Raw genomic sequence first — 18,947 nt, 5'->3', positions numbered from 1 at the left:
ACGCAGCCGTCTGATGAGACGCCTTGCGCCGGCCTGTGCGCTCGGGCTCGTCCTGGGCGCCGCCCCGGCGGTCGCGCTCGCGGACGACCGGCCGTTCGCCGTCCCGCCGGGCCAGAGCAGCGCCCAGGCCCCGGCGTCCGCCGGACCCGGCGCCGGACCGGTGCAGGCCGCCCGGCAGCAGGCGAAGACGACCGGGAAGCCGGTCACCGTCGAGGAACTGACGACCGAGACCTCGCTCACCGTCGCCCAGCCGAACGGCAAGCTCGCCGTCACCACCCACGTGCTGCCCGCCCGGGTGAAGAAGAACGACGCCTGGACCGGGGTCGACGCCAACCTCGCCCGCAATGCCGACGGGAGCTACTCCCCGAAGGCCACGCCGTCCGGAGTCACCGTCTCCGGCGGCGGCACCGGGCCGCTGGCGACCCTCACCGACCGGGACGGCCGCAGCCTGGCACTGACCTTCCCGGTCGAGCTGCCCCAGCCCACCGTGACCGGAGGTGCCGCCGTCTACCCGGGGGTGCTGCCCGGGGTGGACCTCCGGGTGGAGGTCAGCGACCAGGGCGCGGTGCGCGAGGTCCTGGTCGTCAAGAACGCCGAGGCCGCCGCCGACCCGGCGCTGAAGTCGCTGACGTTCGGCACCGCCACCAAGGATCTGGTCGTCTCCAGCGACGAACACGGAAGCATCACCGCCGTCACCACCGACGGCAAGGCGGCCTTCAGTGCCCCCGCCCCGCTGATGTGGGACTCCGCCTCGGACGCTCCCGCGCCGTCCCCCGCGGGCAAGGCGGGCGCCTTGCCCGCCCCGGCACACGCCGACGAAACCCCGGCACCGGCCGCCGGGAGCCCCTCCTCGACCAACGGGCCGGGCCAGGGCGCGCACGTCAAGCCGGTCGGCGTCAGCACCGGCGCCTCGGCTCTGACACTGACCCCCGACGCCGACCTGCTCGCCGGCAAGGACACCGTCTGGCCGCTGTACATCGACCCGGCCTTCCAGCCGACACCGCCCATGGGCACCAGCCACTTCGCCCAGGTCATGCAGGGCTGCCCCAACGACCCGGCGTACGACATCGCGCAGGACCACGGCCAGGGCGTCGGCTACCAGCACTACCTGGCCAACTGCTACGGCATGGAACGCTCGTACTACGAGTTCAACACCAGCGCCGTGACACCGCAGATGTACATCGACAATCGACAACGCCAACATGTACTTCAACGAGCCCTACGCCGCCGCCCACGACTGCAACGCCCAGGCTCCGGTCTCCCTGAAGTGGACCGGTGGCATCGACGCCGGCACCACATGGAACCGGCAGCCGCAGATCGTCCAGGACATCGACACCACCCAGTGGCCCAAGAGCGCGTACTTCGGGTGCGGTGACAAGACGGTCATCTTCAACGTCACCGGCCCGCTGCGGACGGTGGCCCAGCAGGGCTTCAAGGCATGGACGGTCGGCCTGTTCGGCGACGAGAACCCGTCCACCGGCGTCGACCACTTCATGCGGTTCAGCACCAACCCGTCCATCCTCGCCACCTACGACATCGCGCCGAACACCCCCGACGCGATGTACACCAGGCCGGACTCGGTGAACCCCAGCGGCGCCGCGTGCGGGAACGGGCAGCCCGGATGGATCGGGAAGACCGTGCCGCTGCCGGACGGGACCTCCGACATCACCCTGCACGCCTGGGGCTCCACCTCGATGCCCGGCACCAACATCGTGGTCGGCTTCCACGTGTGGGACAACATGACCGCCGACGCCAACGGCGGCCCCGGCGGCGGGAGCTGGCGCACCAGCCAGACCATCAACGGCTGGGGCTGGGGCGCGGCCACCCTCGGCTTCCCCGCCGCAGACGGCCACCAGTACGGCTGGAACGCCTGGACCAGCGACGGCTTCCTCAACAGCCCCGGCACGGCCTACTGCTACTTCAACGTCGACCTCAGCGCGCCGACCCTCGCGCACATCGCCCCGTCCACGGTGTTCCCCCCGCTGAGCAGCGGCATCAAGCCCACCGGCCATGCCGGGGACACCAACGCCACCATCCGGGTGACCAGCACCGACCCCGTCCCCGGCAGCTGCACCCGCGGCAGCTGCATCGCCAGCGGCGTCCGCGAGTTCCAGTACTCCCTCGACGACAACAGCCGGCCGACCGGATACGGCTCCGCGCCGGCCAGGTTCGCCGCCGACGGCACCGCGTACGCCGACATCCCGATCAGCCTCAACCCCGACAACTGGGGAACCCACCGCCTGTACGTCCGCGCCACCGACAACGCCGGCAACACCCAGCCCCAGGCCGCCACGTACGACTTCTACGCCCCGTGAAACCCGGCCACCAAGGCCGTCGCCGGCGACGTGGACTTCGACGGTATCCCCGACTACCTGATCCCCGCGGCCGACGGCTCGTTGACCCTGCTCCCGGGCAACAGCGACTTCACCGCCCAGCCCGGAACCGCCTCCACCGCGGACCGCAGCCCCAACCACGACAGCTGGAACAACTACCTGCTCGCCCACCGCGGCTCGGTCACCGACAACAGCGTCGACGACCTGCTCGTCTATGACAAGGCCGGCAAGCAGCTCTACGTCAACGACTCGAACCACGTCCCCGAAGGCGCCGCAGGCCACTACACCTTCACTTCCACCAAAATCGGCAACAGCGCCACCCTGTGCGACAAGGGTATCGACGGCACCTGGGGCAACATCACCCAGATGACCGCCGTCAACCCGGCCCCGGGGGTCAAGGGACGGCCCAATCTCGTCACCGTCGAGAACGGCCACCTGCGCTACTACCCCGCCAACACGATCGTCGGCTGTTACTTCACCGCCGGTATCGAACTCGGCGCCGACGGGGACGACTGGAGCGGCTTCACCCTCCTGTCCCCCGGCCTGATCGGCAACGCCCCCGCACTCTGGGTCCGTGACAGCGTCACCGGCGCGGTCACCAGCCTGCCGCTGCCCCTGGCCGACAACGGCACGCCCGCCGCGAAGTCCCTGCACGCACCCGCCCGCCAGCCCCTGGTGTCCGCCGTCACCGACGCCGCGGGCAAGAACATGTGCGCCGACATCGACCACGGGCGCACCACCGACGGCACCGCCGCCCTGCTGTGGAACTGCGCCGGCCAGGGCATCAGCCCGAACCAGGCGTTCACCCTCGGCACGGACGGATCGCTGCACGTCCTCGGCAAGTGCCTCGCCGTCCCCAGCGGCGACAACACCCCCGGCAACCGTCTGATCATCTGGGACTGCCTCGACAACGCGAGCCAGAAGTGGGTGGCCCCCACCGCACGGCCCGTCCTCCCACTCGGGCTCAGCTCGGCCGCATACCCCACCGTGGACTCCCCCGGTGACATCAACGCCGACGGCAACCCCGACCTGATCACCACCGCCGCCGACGGCACCCTCACCCAGTACCTGGGCACCACCCCCGCCGCAGGCCTGCCCCGCTTCGGGGCACCACAGGTCCTGCCACGGCCCACCCCCGCCGGCTACAACATCAACTCCGCCCACAACCCGGCCAGGTGCCTCGACAACCTGGGCGCACCCAACGGAGGCGACCTCAGCTTCTACAACTGCTGGAACGGCACCAACCAGAAATTCACCTTCGCCTCCGACGGCACCCTGCGCACCGGCAGCCGCTGCGTGACCACCCGCGACAACAAGTTCGACTGGGGCACCAAGATCGCCATCACGGACTGCACCGGCACCGCCGGCCAGATCTGGACCCTCCGCGCCGACGGCACCCTCTACAACCCCACCGCCCAGGCCTGCCTCGAACTCCCCGGCGGAAACGACGCCAACGGCACCGTCCCCGGCATCTGGCAGTGCAACGGCAAACCCAACCAGCGCTGGACGCTCTTCCCCAACACCGCCTGACGGATCCGATCCGGCGAGCCCGGGCCCGCGCGCCTAACCGGCGTCCGCCAGGTGCCGGGCCTCCCGTTCGGAGGCGACCGCCGGGGGCGAACCGGGCAGCGGACGGCCGGCGCTCTCGGGCATCAGGAGCACCGCGACGACACCGACCGCCGCCGCGGCCATCAGGTAGTAGGCAGGCACCATCCGGTCACCGGTGGCGCCGATCAGATAGGTGACGGCCAGCGGCGTGGTGCCGCCGAACAGGGACACCGAGACGTTGAAGCCGACCGACATCGCCCGGTAGCGGATGTGGGTGGGGAACAGCGCCGGCAGCGAGGCCGGCATGGTGGCGGTGAAACAGGCCAGCAGCAGGCACAGCCCGCCCACGCCCAGCAGCACCGCCGGGTAGGCGCCCCGGCGGATCAGCAGCAGCGCGGGCACCGACAGGACCAGGAACCCCAGGCAGCCCGCCATCAGCACCGGGCGCCGCCCGATCCGGTCGGACAGCAGCCCCAGCGGCGCGTTGACGGCCATCATCAGCACCATCGCGGCCACCACCACCAGCAGCCCGTGGGTGGCATCGAAACCCAGCTCGGTACTCAGGTACGTCGGCAGGTAGGACAGCAGCAGGTAGTCGGTCACGTTGTAGGCCAGCACCAGCGCCACACACAGCGCCAGGGCCCGTCGGTGGGTGGTCACCAGTTCCCGCAGCCCGCCCCCCGGACGCGCCGGGGCGCCGGCCCGGTCGGCAGCGCCGTCGCGGTCGCTCAGCTCGCGGAAAGCCGGGGTCTCCTCCAGACGCATCCGCAGATAGAGACCGATCAGGCCGAGCGGACCGGCAACCAGGAACGGCAGACGCCAGCCCCAGGAGAGCAGGCTCCGCTCGTCCAGCAACGCGGTCATCACGGTCACCAGGCCGGCCCCGGCGACATAGCCCACCAGGGTCCCGAACTCCAGCCAGCTGCCCAGGAACCCGCGGCGGCGGTCGGGAGCGTACTCGGCGATGAAGGTGGTCGCGCCACCGTACTCGCCACCGGTGGAGAAGCCCTGCACCATACGGGCGAGCAGCAGCAGGACCGGGGCCCAGATCCCGATCGTGGCGTAGGAGGGGATCAGGCCGATGGCGAAAGTACCGGCCGCCATCATGATCATGGTGGCGGCGAGCACCTTCTGCCGCCCGAGCCGGTCGCCGAGCGGCCCGAACACCAGGCCACCCAGCGGCCGGACCAGGAAGGCCGCCGCGAACGTCGCGAAGGCGGCCAGCAGTTGCGCGGTGCCGTCGGCAGCCGGGAAGAAGACCTTGCCCAGGGTGACCGCCAGATAACTGTAGACGCCGAAGTCGAACCACTCCATGGCGTTGCCCAGGGCCGCGGCGGTGACCGCGCGACGCAACATACCCGGCTCGACGACGGTGACCCGGCCGGGTACAGGCGACCCGCCACCGGGCCCGGGAGCGGACGCGGCGGCGGGTCCGGGAGCGGGCCCGGGAGCGGGCGGGCCGGGTGCGGGGGTGGGCGGGGTGGCGGTCGGTGACGATGGGCGCAAGGGTCCGCTTCTTCTGCCGGGGACGGTGGACCGTCCCCGCCTGACCGCTCACGCCGGGCCCAAACGCCCTGGCCGGGGCGGTGAGAGATCACTCACACCCGGCCGGGCCGGGGCCGGGGGTGCCGGGCGGGCGCCGCCGCACGCTGCGCCCCGGTGTGCCGTCCGGCCCGGTCACCCGCTCGACCAGGTCGCCGCGCGGGCGCCGCCGCCGGACTCGGGCCTGCCCACGCCGGCCGCTGGCGGCGGGATGGTCCAGGCGTTGTCGGGTTCCGGGTGCGCGATGGTGGTGGGGCCGGGCCAGTGGTCCGACGGGCGCACGGGCGGCTTCCAGAAGCCTGTGGACCGTCCGAGCCCGCTGCTGGACGGTGTCTGCGCGAAGGTCACAGCCCACGAGAACCGGGGCCGAGCCCGCGCGATACGGTCACCCCATGACAACGGGAGCATGGGACATCGTGCTGCTCGGCGGAGCGTCGGGCATCGGCAAGAGCCGGGCAGCAGCCCGGCTCGCCAGAGAATCGGGGGCGTTCGTGGTCGAGTTCGACGACGTGGTCAGCGCCATACAGGAGATCACCACCGCCGGACAGCACCCGGACCTGCACCACTTCAACACCCTGCCGGACAGTGCCGAACTCCCCGCCACCCAGGTGCTGGACCTCCAGATCGCCACCGCCCGGGCGCTGGAACCCGCCGTGCTGGGAGTCGTACGCAACCGGCTGACCGTGAACGTACCCGCCGTCATCGAGGGCGACTACCTCACCCCGGCCGCCGCCGCACGGGCCATGCACGAAGGCACAGCAGCCGGCCGACGGGTACAGGCAGTGTTCCTCCACGAGGCCGACGCCGGACAGATCACCGCCAACTACGCCGAACGGGAACCGGAATACGGCATCCAGACACACCGCGCCGAGGTCAGCGCCCGCTTCTCGCACTGGCTCGGCGACCAGGCCCGCCGGCACGCCCTGCCCGTGGTCGACTGCCGCCCCTGGGACAGCCTGCCCGCCCGTCTCCACGCCGCCCTGCACGCCGCCGGGTAGGGCCGGGGCCCGGGACGGCACCCAAAGAACGGGGCCCGGGGCGGCGAACGTTCGCTGGTGCGGGGACATCACGTACCTGCCGGTCGGTGGGTCGTGGATGTACCTGGCGACAGTGATCGACATGCACTCGCGGGAGGGTCGTGGGCTGGTCGCTCGCGGAACACATGCGCGCCGGCTGCGGCCCGTTGGCGCCGTCCAGGCCGCCGTCGACGCCCGGGGCGGCGACATGCGCGGTGTGGTGTTCCACTCCGACCGCGGGGCGCAAGGCGGATTCAATTGATCGTCGCAACACCTTGATTGAGGTGGTGTTGCATGGGACGGCCAGCAGGTTGGATCACGACGTTGACGGGGCGTCCGGCGATGCGTTCGCCGGGTCGGCTCCAGCTACGACAACGCGCTGGCGGAGCCGTTCCTCGCCACGTTGAAGCGTGAACTGCTCTACGGTTCACGCCGGCTGACCCGGGCGCAGGCCCGCATCGCAGTCTTCGCCTGGCCGGCCTGGTACAACCGCAAGCGGCGGCACTCCGCCCTCGGCTACCGCAGCCCCATCGACTACGAGCAGCAGCACGCCACAAGCGTCATTAACCTGGACTTGGTCGCATAACAGGCGAGTGTCTACGAAATAGGGCAAAGCCCACACTGTGTCCGTCTCCCCTCTCAGGACACTGGGCCCAGCACGCACAATGTTCCCTTGGGCGCGGTGAATTTCTCCCGCACTTCCCACTTTCCGTCCTTTTCTGCGTCTACGTCCAGGGAGGTACTGCCGGAAGCGAGCAGTGTGGCTTCGGGGTTGGTGAAGTCGACCGCGATCTTGTAATTCGCCGCCTTCTTGTCCGGGTTGGCCGCCAGGCCCTCCGCGTGCCACCCGTCCGGGGCCGCCTCGCACTTGATGATGGAGACCTGCTTGCGCTTGTCCAAGTCGTTGGGGAGCAAGGGGGGCGGCATCGTGGGTTGCTGGACCTCGGAAGCTGGAGTCGCGGCGCTCGTGGAGCCATCGGCCTTGGTCTTGTCGTCGTTGCCACCCGTAAGCCCGCAGCCGGCCACGGCCGAGAGCGCCAGGATCGTGCTGACGGTGGCGACGCTGAATCGGGTTTTCGGAGTGGGTTTGGGCATCTCTGGCTTCCATTCATGTGGAGGACGGCATTGTCAGCGGTCGCGGGCCGACGAACGCGTCTCGCCAGTCGGACCGGTTGCCGAAGCGGGTGGGACCCGATCCTTCATACCGCGTGGGACCAGGAGAACCGCAGAGAATGCTTCGCGGGATTGGAGGTTCATTCCTTTGGCCCGCCCGTCAACCTCGGTTGGCCCGGTAGGCCGCCTGTGGCCCGGTCCTGCGAACACATGTCGCGCGGGGGCGTACGCCGTCCGGCCGGCGCGGGGGCGGGCCGTGCTCGCTGTCTCTGCTGGCAGGGCCAGGCGGTGTCGTCCGGGCGGCAGGCCGCAACGAACGGTGGTCCGGGAACTGTGAGTTCCCGGACCACCGCAGGGGGCAGATTCAGCCCCGATCATTCAGAGACTGGATACCTTGCCTCCTTTCAGGCCCGGTCGTCGCGGCGCACGCGGTAGCGGGCTCGCGTGCACAGCAGCAGCCCGCCGAGGCCCAGCAGCATCACGGCCCCGAGCGCGTAGAGGCCGGTCTGAGTGCCAGTGTTCGCCAGGGGGCCCGGCTGGTGACCCTGATCCCCCGCTCCGCCGTGGTCGTGGGCCGGCACGACCGGGTGGTGCGGCGGCTTGTGCCCGTTCCCAGGCTCCGGGTGGGGGCACTTGGTGTCGCAAGGCGGAGGGCACTTGGCGATGGCGGAGGACGGCGGGGTCGTGACCGGCGGCGTCCCCTGGGGGGAGTTCGGCGGCACGAAGGAAGCCGTCGCGGTGTTGATGGTGTCCCCGGTGATGCTGCTGGAGCAGTAGAACTGCTTGGTCTGCCCGGCAGCGAGGTTGAACGTCCCGGCGGCGACGATGCAGGAGACTTCCTGCTGGTCGTTGATGGTGATGCCGGTGATGTCCACACCACTGGTGTTGGCCACAGTGATCCGCCAGTAAGCGGTGCACTTGTCGTGGTCGCAGACCTTCTGACTCTTGTCACCGCACTTGTCGGTACCACAGTCATCGTGGCACTTGTCCTGGCCGCATGCCGTGGCGCCGTTGTCACCACGGTAGAGGGTCACCTCCTTGCCCCACGGCCCAGGACCACCAGGCGCGCAGTTGGTGGGACTGTCGGAAAGACACACCTCCTTGAGGATGCTCAACGACGGCACCGAAGCGGTCACGGTCGTGGTGGACGGGGGTGAGGTGACCGTGCCGCCGCTCGGGGTGGTGCCCGTCGCGGTCGCAGTGTTCGTCACCTTGCCGGCGTTGATGTCGGCCTGCGTCACCGTGTAAGTGGCGGTGCAGGTCGTCGATGCGCCGGGTGCCAGGGTCGTCACCGGGCACGTGATCGCCGGAGGCGTACCAGTCCCCGAGAACGCCGTGTCCGACACCGACACACCGGTAAGGGTGTCATTACCGGTGTTCGTCACCAGGAACGAGTACGTCACCGTCTGGCCGGCAGCGGTCACCGTGTTCGGCGAAGCCGACTTCACCACCGTCAGAGCCGGGTTCGGGGTCGCGGACACCGTCGTGGACGACGGCGGCGAGGTCACCGTCCCGCCGGTGGGCGTGGTGCCCGTCGCGGTCGCAGTGTTGGTGATCGAACCGGCGTTGATGTCCGCCTGCGTCACCGTGTAGGTCGCGGTGCAGGTCGTCGACGCACCAGGCGCCAGAGTCGACACCGGACACGTGATCGCCGGAGGCGTACCAGTCCCCGAGAACGCCGTATCCGACACCGACACACCGGTAAGGGTGTCATTACCGGTGTTCGTCACCAGGAACGAGTACGTCACCGTCTGGCCGGCAGCGGTCACCGTGTTCGGCGAAGCCGACTTCACCACCGTCAGAGCCGGGCTCGGGGTCGCGGTCACCGTCGCGGACGACGGCGGCGAGGTCACCGTCCCGCCGGTGGGCGTGGTGCCCGTCGCGACCGCGGTGTTCGTCACCTGGCCGGCGTTGATGTCCGCCTGCGTCACCGTGTAGGTCGCGGTGCAGGTCATCGACGCACCAGGCGCCAGAGTCGACACCGGACACGTGATCGCCGGAGGCGTACCAGTCCCCGAGAACGCCGTATCCGACACGGTGACGTTCGTCAGGGTGTCATTACCGGTGTTCGTCACCACGAAGCTGTAGGTAACGGTCTGGCCCGCCGCCGTCACGGTGTTCGGCGAAGCCGACTTCACCACCGTCAGAGCCGGGTTCGGGGTCGCGGTCACCGTCGCGGACGACGGCGGCGAGGTCACCGTCCCGCCGGTGGGCGTGGTGCCCGTCGCGACCGCGGTGTTCGTCACCTGGCCGGCGTTGATGTCCGCCTGCGTCACCGTGTAGGTCGCGGTGCAGGTCATCGACGCGCCCGGAGCCAGAGTCGACACCGGACACGTGATCGCCGGAGGCGTACCAGTCCCCGAGAACGCCGTATCCGACACGGTGACGTTCGTCAGGGTGTCATTACCGGTGTTCGTCACCACGAAGCTGTAGGTAACGGTCTGGCCCGCCGCCGTCACGGTGTTCGGCGAAGCCGACTTCACCACCGTCAGAGCCGGGTTCGGGGTCGCGGTCACCGTCGCGGACGACGGCGGCGAGGTCACCGTGCCACCCGTGGGCGTGGTGCCCGTCGCGACCGCGGTGTTCGTCACCTGGCCGGCGTTGATGTCCGCCTGCGTCACCGTGTAGGTCGCGGTGCAGGTCATCGACGCGCCCGGAGCCAGAGTCGTCACCGGACACGTGATCGCCGGAGGCGTACCAGTCCCCGAGAACGCCGTATCCGACACGGTGACGTTCGTCAGGGTGTCGTTGCCGGTGTTCGTCACCACGAACGAGTAGGTGACAGTGTCACCGGCGGCCGTCACCGACGTGGGGTTGACCGTCTTGGCCAGCGTCAGCGCAGGGGCCGGGGTCGCGGTCACGGTCGCCGATGCCGGCGGGCTGGTGACGGCCGGACCCGACGGCGGAGTACCCGTCGCGACCGCGGTGTTCGTCACCTGGCCGGCGTTGATGTCCGCCTGCGTCACCGTGTACGGGGCGGTGCAGGTCATCGACGCGCCCGGAGCCAGGGTCGTGCCCGGGCAGGTGATCACCGGAGGAGTACCGGTTCCGGAGAACGCGGTGTCCGCCACGGTGACGTTCGTCAATGCCACATTGCCGGTGTTGGTCACCACGAACGAGTACGTGACCGTGTCACCGGCGTTGTGCACCGTTGACGGGTCAACGGTCTTGGCGACCGTCAGGCTCGGCGCTTGTGGCACGACTGTCAGTACAGCTGCCCCGGGCGGGTTGACACCGACGATGGTCGGAAAGTTGCTGACACAACCGGGAATCGTCGATCCATCGGGTGCCGCGCAGCCGGTGTCGGTGTAGGTGCCGGGCGCGGCGCTGGTGACCTGGACAGTGATCGTGCACGAGGACACGCCCACCCCGAGGTCGCCTGTGAAATCGATGGATGTGGCCCCTGCGGCTGCGGTGACGGTGGCCCCCGAACAGGTCGTACTGTTCACACCGGTCGCGGTCAGGCCGGTCGGCAGGTTGTCAGTGAAAGAGATGCCGTTCTTGGCCTGAAGGTCAGTCGTGTTGGTGACAGTGAAGGTCAGCTCCGACGTCTCGCCTTGGACAATCGTCGACGGATTGAACTGCTTGTCCAGCTGCGGCGTCACGTCCACGATCTGCGGCAGATCGAACCCGACATCGTTGCCGACGCCGGTCGCGGTCTCGTTGGACAATCGCAGCCCGAGTGTCGGTGAGTTCGCCACCGGCAGCTGAATCGCGGCCGACTGCAGTTTCACGACCTGGACCCCGTTGATTCTCTGCCCTCCCGGCGCAGTGCAGGGGTTCAGATTCTGGGAGAGGATGGTCGGCGAGCCATTCAGCAGGATCTCGAACTTTTCCGTCGCAGCACCGGTGGGGCAGTTCTGCTCTCCGAAGTATGCCGAGGTCGCGTAGAAGTGGCCGCCCGTGCTAGGGATGTTGTTGTTGTTGGTCGCGAACTGAACTCCGGCCGCCTGCGCGCCGGAAACGGAATTCGTGTACGCGGATAGGATCTGGTTGGACGCGGCTTGGGCCGGAGTCATGCCCTGAATCTGTCCCAGGGCTTCGGCGATGACACCAAGGCCCGTGAACGCCGTGTTCCGGCCACATTGGTCGTTGTTAGTGACTGGCGGGGTGCCGCCGTTCGGCGGCACCCCGGTGCCCTGCCTCATGATCCACCCGTTGCACGCGCTCGCACCCGGAAGCCAGCCCGGGTCAGCGGTGTAAGTCTCCGAGTCGGCTCCCGAGCCACCCGGCCCCGGTACGAAGACGGTTCCGGGCGAGCTCGTGTACTCGTTGAGCCGGATGGGAACCACCGAAGCATTCTCGTTGGAGAAGTCCTCGGTGAACACTGGCGTGCCGGGTTGCGGGACGCCGGGCTGCCCCGGCACCGTTCTGTCCGTCCGGCCTTTCCGCGCCGACTGCGAGCCAGCGGCGTGGACGGGCATGGCGCTTGCGGACTGACCTGTCCGATTCTCCTTGCCCGTCACCGACTTGGCCGTGTCACTGGGATCGACGCTGCCCGACGTCGCCCGCGCACTGGCCTGGACGCCGGCACTGGCATTCGAATTGCTGGACGAGGCAGGCGCGGCGGCAACAGTAGCGACCACTGTCAATGACAAGGCCGCCACCAAGGATGCGATTGATCTCTTTGGCGCACGCGCCAGGGAGATAAATCGCGTGGCTTCGTCACGCTTCACGGCGACTCCGTATCGGAAATCGTAGGGTTGATCTTTCCGCCGAAGATGCTTCGGCCCTCCGTGGGCGAGGGTAAACCGCGCGATTTAATATGCTTATTTAAACAGGGAGCGACACGACGTAAATTCACCCTGACAGAGCAAGAGCATGCCGTAGCCGACCCTCCGTGAGACTCCGAGTTCAGTTGCAGAGGGTGCCGTCGGCAAGGACTATCGGGTGACAGGGCGGCGGGTGATCGTGAGCTGGGTGGTGGCTGCGGTCATGGTGAGGGTTCGGGCTTTGCCCTATTTCGTAGACACTCGCCTGTTATGCGACCAAGTCCAGGTTAGTACTCAGCCGCAACGCCGTTGAGTTTGGGCTGGAGGCGGTGTGGCAAGGGGGTTGAATGACACAACGGAACTCCGGTAGACCAATTTTCGACCAAGAGAGTTGACCGGGGAGTTCCGTTGCAGGAGAAGTCTGTCATCACCCGCGAGTTCGCGGTGGCCGGGGGCGTGTTCGCGCCGGGGCATCTCGGGGAGCTCACCCAGGTGGTGGACTTCGCGCTGGTCGATGCGGTGCTGGAGGAGACCGGGGCGGTCCAGAAGCGGGTCAGGCTGCTGCCCTCTCGGGTGGTGGTGTACTTCGTCCTCGCGCTGGCCCTGTTCGAGCAGTGCAGCTATCGAGCGGTGTGGGGCAAGCTCGCCGCCGGTCTGGATGCCCTCGCCCTGGCGCGGCCGTGCATCTCCGCGCTGTGCCGGGCGCGTCGCCGGGTGGGGACCAAACCGTTCAAGGCGCTGTTCGAGACGCTGGCCGGGCCCGTCGCCTGGCCGCACACCCCCGGCGCGTTCCTGGGAGACCAGGCGTGCGGGGCCGGGCGGGCGCGACGCGGCGGTTCCCGTGCGAGCGCTCCGGAGCGCCACTGACCGAAGCGTCTTCGAGCGCTCGAACGCCGTTCCCCGCCGGGTGCGTTGCGCCCGTCGGCCGCGCGTCATGGTGACATGGCAGCGGCCATGAAGAACCCGTCCCCGTCTGGTCGGCCCGATCCGTCGGGCCCCGCTCTCGGACGAACTGGTCCGATCCGCCCGGTGTCTCAGATGATCTCGCGGTCCAGCGTGGAGTCGCGGACCATGCGCGCATTGGACAGCCTGCCTCTCCAGAGCTCGCGCTCACCTGTGAACGTGAATCCGTGGCGCTCGTAGAAGCGGACCGCCCTTTCGTTGTAATCAGTCACCCAGAGGCGTATCCGCACGTCCCCCGCCCATGCGAGGAACTCGCCCATCAGCCTTTGTCCGATGCCCTGGCCCTGGGCTTCGTCGAGCAGGTACATCGGTCCGAGGGTGACCGTCCCGTCCCGGCGGCCGCAAAGGAACCCGACGATCTCCGCCTCGGAGCGGACGACACGGCAGAAGAGCAGGTCCGGCTGCCGCTCGGCCTCCTCAATGAACTCCCGCCACTGGGCGATGCCCTCCGCCGTGGCAGAGGACCCGCGGTGCTCGCGGATCCACGTCTCGTCGATCCCCGCCGCTTCGTTGGGGTACGTCTCGAGCCAAGCCCTCAGCTGCATCCGGCCCACAGCTGCGGCATCGGCGGCGCAGGGGGCTTCGATCCGACGGGTCATGAGGACATTCTTGACGATGCACCTGATGTGTCTCGCATGATTTTCTTCCGTCACATGCACTGCACCGGCTGATCCACGTAAGCGCGTACCGGCAGGTGGTCCTGCCGTCGGCCGAACACCGCGTTCCACGCCCGGGATGCCGGCCCGTCGCGAGGGGGTCGCACGGGAGATCCGGTTCAGGGGTGTTCAGTCGATCCCGGCCGAGGAGCAGCGGGAGCGAGGCAGGCGTGTGGGCGGTTGGACGGGCAGTTCGACCCAGAGCGCTTTTTGACTCCCGATCTCCCTGTTACCAGGTGGCGCCGCCGGCTGGCGGGTGGTGGCGTGGAGGCGGTTGAAGAGGTTGGTCAGGCTGATCCACAGGACCAGGCTCGCGAGCTGCTTCTCGTCGAAGTGGGCGGCGGCGTTCCAGGCGTCGTCGGGCACCACGGCCCGGTCGGCGAGGCGGGTGACGTGTTCGGCGAGTTCGAGCGCCGCGCGTTCGGCGTCGGTGAGGTACGGCACCTCGCGCCAGGCGGCGACCGCGTGCAGCCGCTCGTCGCTCTCGCCGTTTTTCCCGGTGCCGGCGATCCCGCCGATGACGCGGTAGCTGCAGCCGTTGATCCGGCCGGCCCGCGGGTGGACCAGTTCCAGGGTGGTCTGCGGAACGCCGCCGGTGCGGGCGGCCTTGGCCACGGCGAGGATCGCGGGCATCGCCCCGGGGACGAGGCGGGGTCGGGCATCCGGGCGTCGTTCATGGTGTCCGTCTCCTTCGGGTCCGTGGCTGTCACCGCTTCGACGGAGCGCGGCCCGCGAGTGTGACGGGGCGGGGCGGGAGACTTCTCCGGTGGCGACTCCCGGCGGCGCAGGGGCCGGGTCGGCCGTCCGCGCCTCGCGCCGCCGGCGCGGTGCCGGGGTCCGCGGGCGGGTGATCCACTCCCCGCGGACCTCCCACTCGCAGCCGCCGGGCGCTCTCGGCCACACCGTCCTGGCGCCCTCCTCCATGACGACGCCGGACAGGCTGAAACGGCGGGCAAGAGCACCATCGGGACCACGAGCAGCCCACAGCAGCCGGCCCCGGCCGATCCAGCCCGGAGATCATTCACCGGACGACCCGTAGCCTGGGGCGATGCCGTTGGAAACTGCGCACGACCTCGCGGACAGGCTCCTGTCGGAATTTCCTCCTCGGTGGGAACACTCTCAACCGGTCTTCGCCCGGGCCAAGTTGCCGGCCCCGGATCCGGGCGGTCGAGGTGTGCCTCTGATGGTGAGCGCGATCCTGCACGACGTGGGGTAGGTGCCCTCTGCGGTTGATACCGGTCGGCACATGATCGATGGTGCTCGCTGATCACGTGGGGGCGAGGACGGGGCGCGGCAGGAACGCCCGGCGGGTTCCGGGCACGTCGAGGAGTCCCGTGAGAGCGCGACCGTGACCCAACCGTTGGGTGCTTGGCATGGGTTGACGGTCTGTCATTTGAGAGGGTCATGAGTGGCCGGGGTAAGCAGTGGCCGGTGTTGTGACGGTTGATCGGCGGGTCGGCCGCCGGAAGGGAACTGCACGATGGAACTGTCGCGTGTGATCGCGCTCGTGGCCGCCACGGTGACGACCGGGCTGACGGCCGGGTTGTTCTACGCCTACGCGTGTTCGGTGATGCCGGCGCTGCGGGAGGCGGAGGACCGAACGTTCATCGAGGTGATGCAACGGGTGAACGTGGCGATCCTCAACGGCTGGTTCATGCTGGGGTTCGTGGGGGCGCTGCTGTGCACGGGGGCGGCGGTGGCGCTGCACGTACCGGCCGACGGGCGGCACGTGCTGCCGGCGGTGGTGGCGGCGCTGGTGTTCTACGTGGCGGCGCTGGGGGTGACCCGGCGGATCAACATCCCGCTGAACGACGCGCTGGCCGCGGCGGGGACACCGGCGCGGATCGGGGACCCGGCGGCGGTGCGCGGGCGGTTCGAGGCGCGGTGGGTGCGGTGGAACGTGGCACGGGCGCTGCTGTGCACGGCGGCACTGGGGTGCCTGTGCTGGGCGCTGGTCCTCCACGGCAGCGCGGGCGCCTGAGCGGACGGAGGCAGGGCGCGGGGCGGCGAGCACCTGCCCGGGGGGCGTGGGCAGGTGTCCCGGCGGCTCGGGCCGGGGAACGCGGGCGAGCACCCGCAGGCCGCCTCCGTCCGCCGGGCGACCGCCGGGGCGGAGGAACCCGCCCGGCCCGGCCAGGAGGAGCCGGACCAGTGCGCGGCCGCCGGGCCGCAGCCGCACGAGCAGCCGGCCGTCGCGCAGCACGCCGGGCTCCGGGCTCCCGGACCGCCGGCCCGGCTCGTCCGCGGCTGCCGTCACAGGCTCAGCAGCAGGTCCCGGACCGCCGCGGGCCGGGACAGGAACGGGTGGTGGCCGGCGTCCAGCTCGACGACGCCGCCGGCCCGGCGGGCGAACTCGCGCTGCAGCCGCGGCGCGGTGCCCCGGTCCTGAGCGCAGACGAGGTACGTCGAGGGCACCTGCCGCCATGCGGCCGCCCCGACCGGCTGCCCGGTCACCTTCACGCTCTGCCGGGCGAGGTGGTCCGCCGCCTGCGCCTGGACCTCGGCGTCACAGTCCTGCAGGAACGTGTCCACGAGCAGTTCGGGGCGGACCCCGAACGTGCCGGCGCCGGGGTCGACGTCGAGGAACGGGGCGGGGCCGCCGTCCCCGAACTCCGACAGGCTCTGCCCGACCTCGGGCAGATAACCGGAGACCAGCAGCAGGTGGCGCACCGACCCGATTCCCGCAGCGGCTTCCGCGGTGACGACACAGCCGTAGCTGTGGGCGACCACGACGGTCGGCTCGTCGCCGGCCCGCAGCACCCGCCGCACCGCGGCAACGTCCTCGGGCAGCCCCGGACCGTCGACGCCGCCGGGCAGGCCCGCCTCACCGCAGCTCGGTAGCGCCGGGGCCACACTCGGAACCCCCCGCTCCCGCAGCAGCCCGGCGGTACGGTGCCACCACCACGACCCGTCCCGCACGCACGCCCCGTGCACGAACACGACTCTCATCGCCACCTCCACGCCGACCCCGGCCTGCCACCCATGCTCGCCGAACCCGCGCCGGCCCGCACGGACGAGACAGGCGCCGGCACCGTCAACCGGGAACCGGGCTCCGGGCTCCGGGCTCCCCGGACCACCGATTGGTCCAGACCTATTGACGGTTCATCAGGGTGCTCCTACGATTCCCTGCGACCGCGGAACGCGCCCCGGACACCCCACACCTGTCAGGGCCGTGACACCCCGCGGTCGGGCTTCCCGCCGAACACCCCCACGTCACTCGCCATGGCCTCCCCCACGCCGGCCCGCCCCGGGCCCGCCAGGCCATGGCCGGAAGGGAGCACACCGTCATGACCACACGGACCGCACGACTGCTGGGCGCCGCCCTGGCACTGGCCCTCGCCTCGGCCGCGCCCGCCGCCACCGCCGCCCCCACCTCACCCGCCCCCGCCCGGGCGGGGACACAGGCCGCCGCAGGCGCCACCTGCGCGCTGCAGAGCCGGCCCACGGGCAAGGTGCTGCAGGGCTACTGGGAGAACTGGGACGGCGCCGCCAACGGCGTCCACCCGCCGATGGGCTGGATCCCGCTGACCGACGCCCGCATCCCCGCGCACGGCTACAACGTCGTCACCACCGCGTTCCCGGTGATCCTCTCCGACGGCACCGCGCTGTGGCAGGACGGCATGGACACCGGCGTCAAGGTTCCCACCCCCACCGAGGTGTGCCAGGCCAAGGCCAACGGCCTGACCGTGCTGATGTCCATCGGCGGGGCCGCGGCCGGCATCGACCTGAGCTCCACCGCCGTCGCCGACCGGTTCGTGGCCACCATCGTGCCGATCCTCAAAGCCGGCAACTTCGACGGCATCGACATCGACCTCGAGACCGGCCTCGTCGGCAGCGGCAGCATCACCGCCCTCTCCCCCTCCCAGTCCAACCTGATCCGCATCATCGACGGCATCCTCGCCGCGATGCCCGCCGGCTTCGGCCTGACCATGGCCCCCGAAACCGCCTACGTCACCGGCGCCAGCATCGTCTACGGCTCCATCTGGGGCGCCTACCTGCCCGTCATCAAGAAATACGCCGACAACGGCCGCCTGTGGTGGCTGAACATGCAGTACTACAACGGCAGCATGTACGGCTGCGCGGGCGACTCCTACTCCGCCGGCACCGTCCAGGGCTTCACCCAGCAGACCGACTGCCTCGACAAGGGCCTCACCGTCCAGGGCACCACCGTCCGTGTCCCCTACGACAAGCAGGTCCCCGGCCTGCCCGCCCAGCCCGGCGCCGGTGGCGGCTACATGAACACCACCCAGGTCGCCCAGGCCTGGAACACCTACGGCACCACCACCACCAACCGCCTCAAAGGCCTGATGACCTGGTCCCTGAACTGGGACGGCTCAAAGAACTGGACCTTCGGCAACAACGTCAAAACCCTCCAGGGCCGCTGACATCACCACCCGCATCACCCGCGCCACCCGCACTGCCCGCACCCCCCGGCGCCACCGGCACCGGGGGGGTTGCGGCGCAGCGGGGCGAGCTCCCGGGCCAGGGCCCGCACGTCCAGCGCGATACGCCGGGCGATCTCACGCCCTCCCGTACCCGCGGGCAGACGGCGGCTCCAGGAACGGGCACGCGCGGCACCGTCGTGAGCCATGTGGAAGTCCAGCCGCAGCGCTCCGCCCACCTCGACGAGACCGATCAGGAAATGCGTGTCGGACAGATCGATGACGACCTCGTCACCGATACACGAACAGCCGACGAGATCACCGATCTCCTCCTGCGCCAGATACCCGGCGAGCTGAACGGCCTTCCCCTCGACACGAAACGGTCGCAGTGCGGGACTCATACGGTCGCCGCCCTTCCCCTGGTCGCCACTGAACACCTACCCCAACCCCAGGCCACCCGGCACCGGCGAGGGAAATCGGCGCACGGGGGAACCCACCGCAATTCTAGAACCACCTCCCGCCATCAAGTCCCCCCGCCACAACGTGACTTGGCCAACACCACCCACGGGGACACACCGGACACACACCCCACGAACCACCCCCCGCCCCACACCCCCACCGGACGGAACCAGCACCCACCGGACGACACCCCGCAACCGGAAGACACGTACCACCGCGGACA

The 18,947-nt window shown here is 69.9% G+C and carries 13 protein-coding genes and 2 pseudogenes; 8 read left to right on the top strand and 7 right to left on the bottom strand.

The genetic code is table 11. From position 1 onward, the window contains the following. Positions 1-13: 13 nt before the first annotated feature. Both ACIP82_RS11465 and ACIP82_RS11460 read left to right on the top strand, forming a co-directional pair. Complete coding sequence (locus tag ACIP82_RS11465) at positions 14-1,375, top strand: hypothetical protein (RefSeq protein WP_400653032.1); 1,362 nt, start codon at positions 14-16, stop codon at positions 1,373-1,375. 970 nt (positions 1,376-2,345) lie between these two features. Then, complete coding sequence (locus ACIP82_RS11460) at positions 2,346-3,863, top strand: ricin-type beta-trefoil lectin domain protein (protein ID WP_400653030.1); 1,518 nt, start codon at positions 2,346-2,348, stop codon at positions 3,861-3,863. A 33-nt stretch (positions 3,864-3,896) separates the two neighbouring features. Here ACIP82_RS11460 and proP read toward each other — a convergent pair whose 3' ends face one another. Continuing rightward, the gene (proP, locus tag ACIP82_RS11455) at positions 3,897-5,237 is read right to left on the bottom strand and encodes a glycine betaine/L-proline transporter ProP (RefSeq protein WP_400653028.1); all 1,341 of its coding nucleotides are present in this window, start codon (positions 5,235-5,237) and stop codon (positions 3,897-3,899) included. 578 nt (positions 5,238-5,815) lie between these two features. On the opposite strand from proP, the gene ACIP82_RS11450 reads away from it, so the two are divergent. The 3 genes and pseudogenes from ACIP82_RS11450 to ACIP82_RS11440 all read left to right on the top strand — a co-directional run. Beyond that, positions 5,816-6,421: an AAA family ATPase gene (locus ACIP82_RS11450; RefSeq protein ID WP_400653026.1), complete on the top strand. Its 606-nt coding sequence runs from the start codon at positions 5,816-5,818 to the stop codon at positions 6,419-6,421. Positions 6,422-6,476: 55 nt separating this feature from the next. Next, positions 6,477-6,701: pseudogene (locus ACIP82_RS11445) on the top strand (DDE-type integrase/transposase/recombinase); the annotation flags it as partial. A gap of 84 nt (positions 6,702-6,785) precedes the next feature. Further along, positions 6,786-7,025: pseudogene (locus ACIP82_RS11440) on the top strand (integrase core domain-containing protein); the annotation flags it as partial. A 53-nt stretch (positions 7,026-7,078) separates the two neighbouring features. On the opposite strand, the gene ACIP82_RS11435 reads toward ACIP82_RS11440, so the two are convergent. Beyond that, positions 7,079-7,534 carry a hypothetical protein gene (locus tag ACIP82_RS11435; protein ID WP_400653025.1) on the bottom strand — a complete coding sequence of 152 codons (456 nt, stop codon included), beginning with the start codon at positions 7,532-7,534 and terminating at the stop codon, positions 7,079-7,081. 422 nt (positions 7,535-7,956) lie between these two features. Beyond that, positions 7,957-12,228 (bottom strand): hypothetical protein, encoded by a 4,272-nt coding sequence (locus ACIP82_RS11430; protein ID WP_400653024.1) that lies wholly within the window; start codon positions 12,226-12,228, stop codon positions 7,957-7,959. A gap of 444 nt (positions 12,229-12,672) precedes the next feature. On the opposite strand from ACIP82_RS11430, the gene ACIP82_RS11425 reads away from it, so the two are divergent. Then, complete coding sequence (locus ACIP82_RS11425) at positions 12,673-13,131, top strand: transposase domain-containing protein (protein ID WP_400653023.1); 459 nt, start codon at positions 12,673-12,675, stop codon at positions 13,129-13,131. Positions 13,132-13,298: 167 nt separating this feature from the next. On the opposite strand, the gene ACIP82_RS11420 is transcribed toward ACIP82_RS11425, so the two are convergent. Then, a complete protein-coding gene (locus ACIP82_RS11420; protein WP_363612241.1) occupies positions 13,299-13,826 on the bottom strand; it encodes a GNAT family N-acetyltransferase in 528 nt (175 codons plus the stop codon). 186 nt (positions 13,827-14,012) lie between these two features. Then, a complete protein-coding gene (locus tag ACIP82_RS11415) occupies positions 14,013-14,516 on the bottom strand; it encodes a carboxymuconolactone decarboxylase family protein (protein WP_363612243.1) in 504 nt (167 codons plus the stop codon). 847 nt (positions 14,517-15,363) lie between these two features. Between ACIP82_RS11415 and ACIP82_RS11410 the strand changes: the two genes are divergently transcribed. After that, positions 15,364-15,864 carry a DUF1772 domain-containing protein gene (locus tag ACIP82_RS11410; protein ID WP_400653021.1) on the top strand — a complete coding sequence of 167 codons (501 nt, stop codon included), beginning with the start codon at positions 15,364-15,366 and terminating at the stop codon, positions 15,862-15,864. A 272-nt stretch (positions 15,865-16,136) separates the two neighbouring features. Here ACIP82_RS11410 and ACIP82_RS11405 read toward each other — a convergent pair whose 3' ends face one another. After that, complete coding sequence (locus ACIP82_RS11405; protein ID WP_363612247.1) at positions 16,137-16,832, bottom strand: alpha/beta hydrolase; 696 nt, start codon at positions 16,830-16,832, stop codon at positions 16,137-16,139. A gap of 338 nt (positions 16,833-17,170) precedes the next feature. Between ACIP82_RS11405 and ACIP82_RS11400 the strand changes: the two genes are divergently transcribed. Beyond that, positions 17,171-18,268, top strand: coding sequence for a chitinase (locus tag ACIP82_RS11400; protein ID WP_400653019.1), 1,098 nt, complete (start codon positions 17,171-17,173; stop codon positions 18,266-18,268). A 14-nt stretch (positions 18,269-18,282) separates the two neighbouring features. On the opposite strand, the gene ACIP82_RS11395 is transcribed toward ACIP82_RS11400, so the two are convergent. Beyond that, the gene (locus tag ACIP82_RS11395) at positions 18,283-18,666 is read right to left on the bottom strand and encodes a hypothetical protein (protein WP_400653017.1); all 384 of its coding nucleotides are present in this window, start codon (positions 18,664-18,666) and stop codon (positions 18,283-18,285) included. Positions 18,667-18,947 lie beyond the last annotated feature (281 nt).

The sequence above is a fragment of the Kitasatospora sp. NPDC088548 genome (assembly GCF_044753005.1).
GTDB lineage: Bacteria > Actinomycetota > Actinomycetes > Streptomycetales > Streptomycetaceae > Kitasatospora.
The sequence above is the reverse complement of the archived record's forward strand: the minus strand, read 5'-3'. Positions and strand labels throughout refer to the sequence as shown.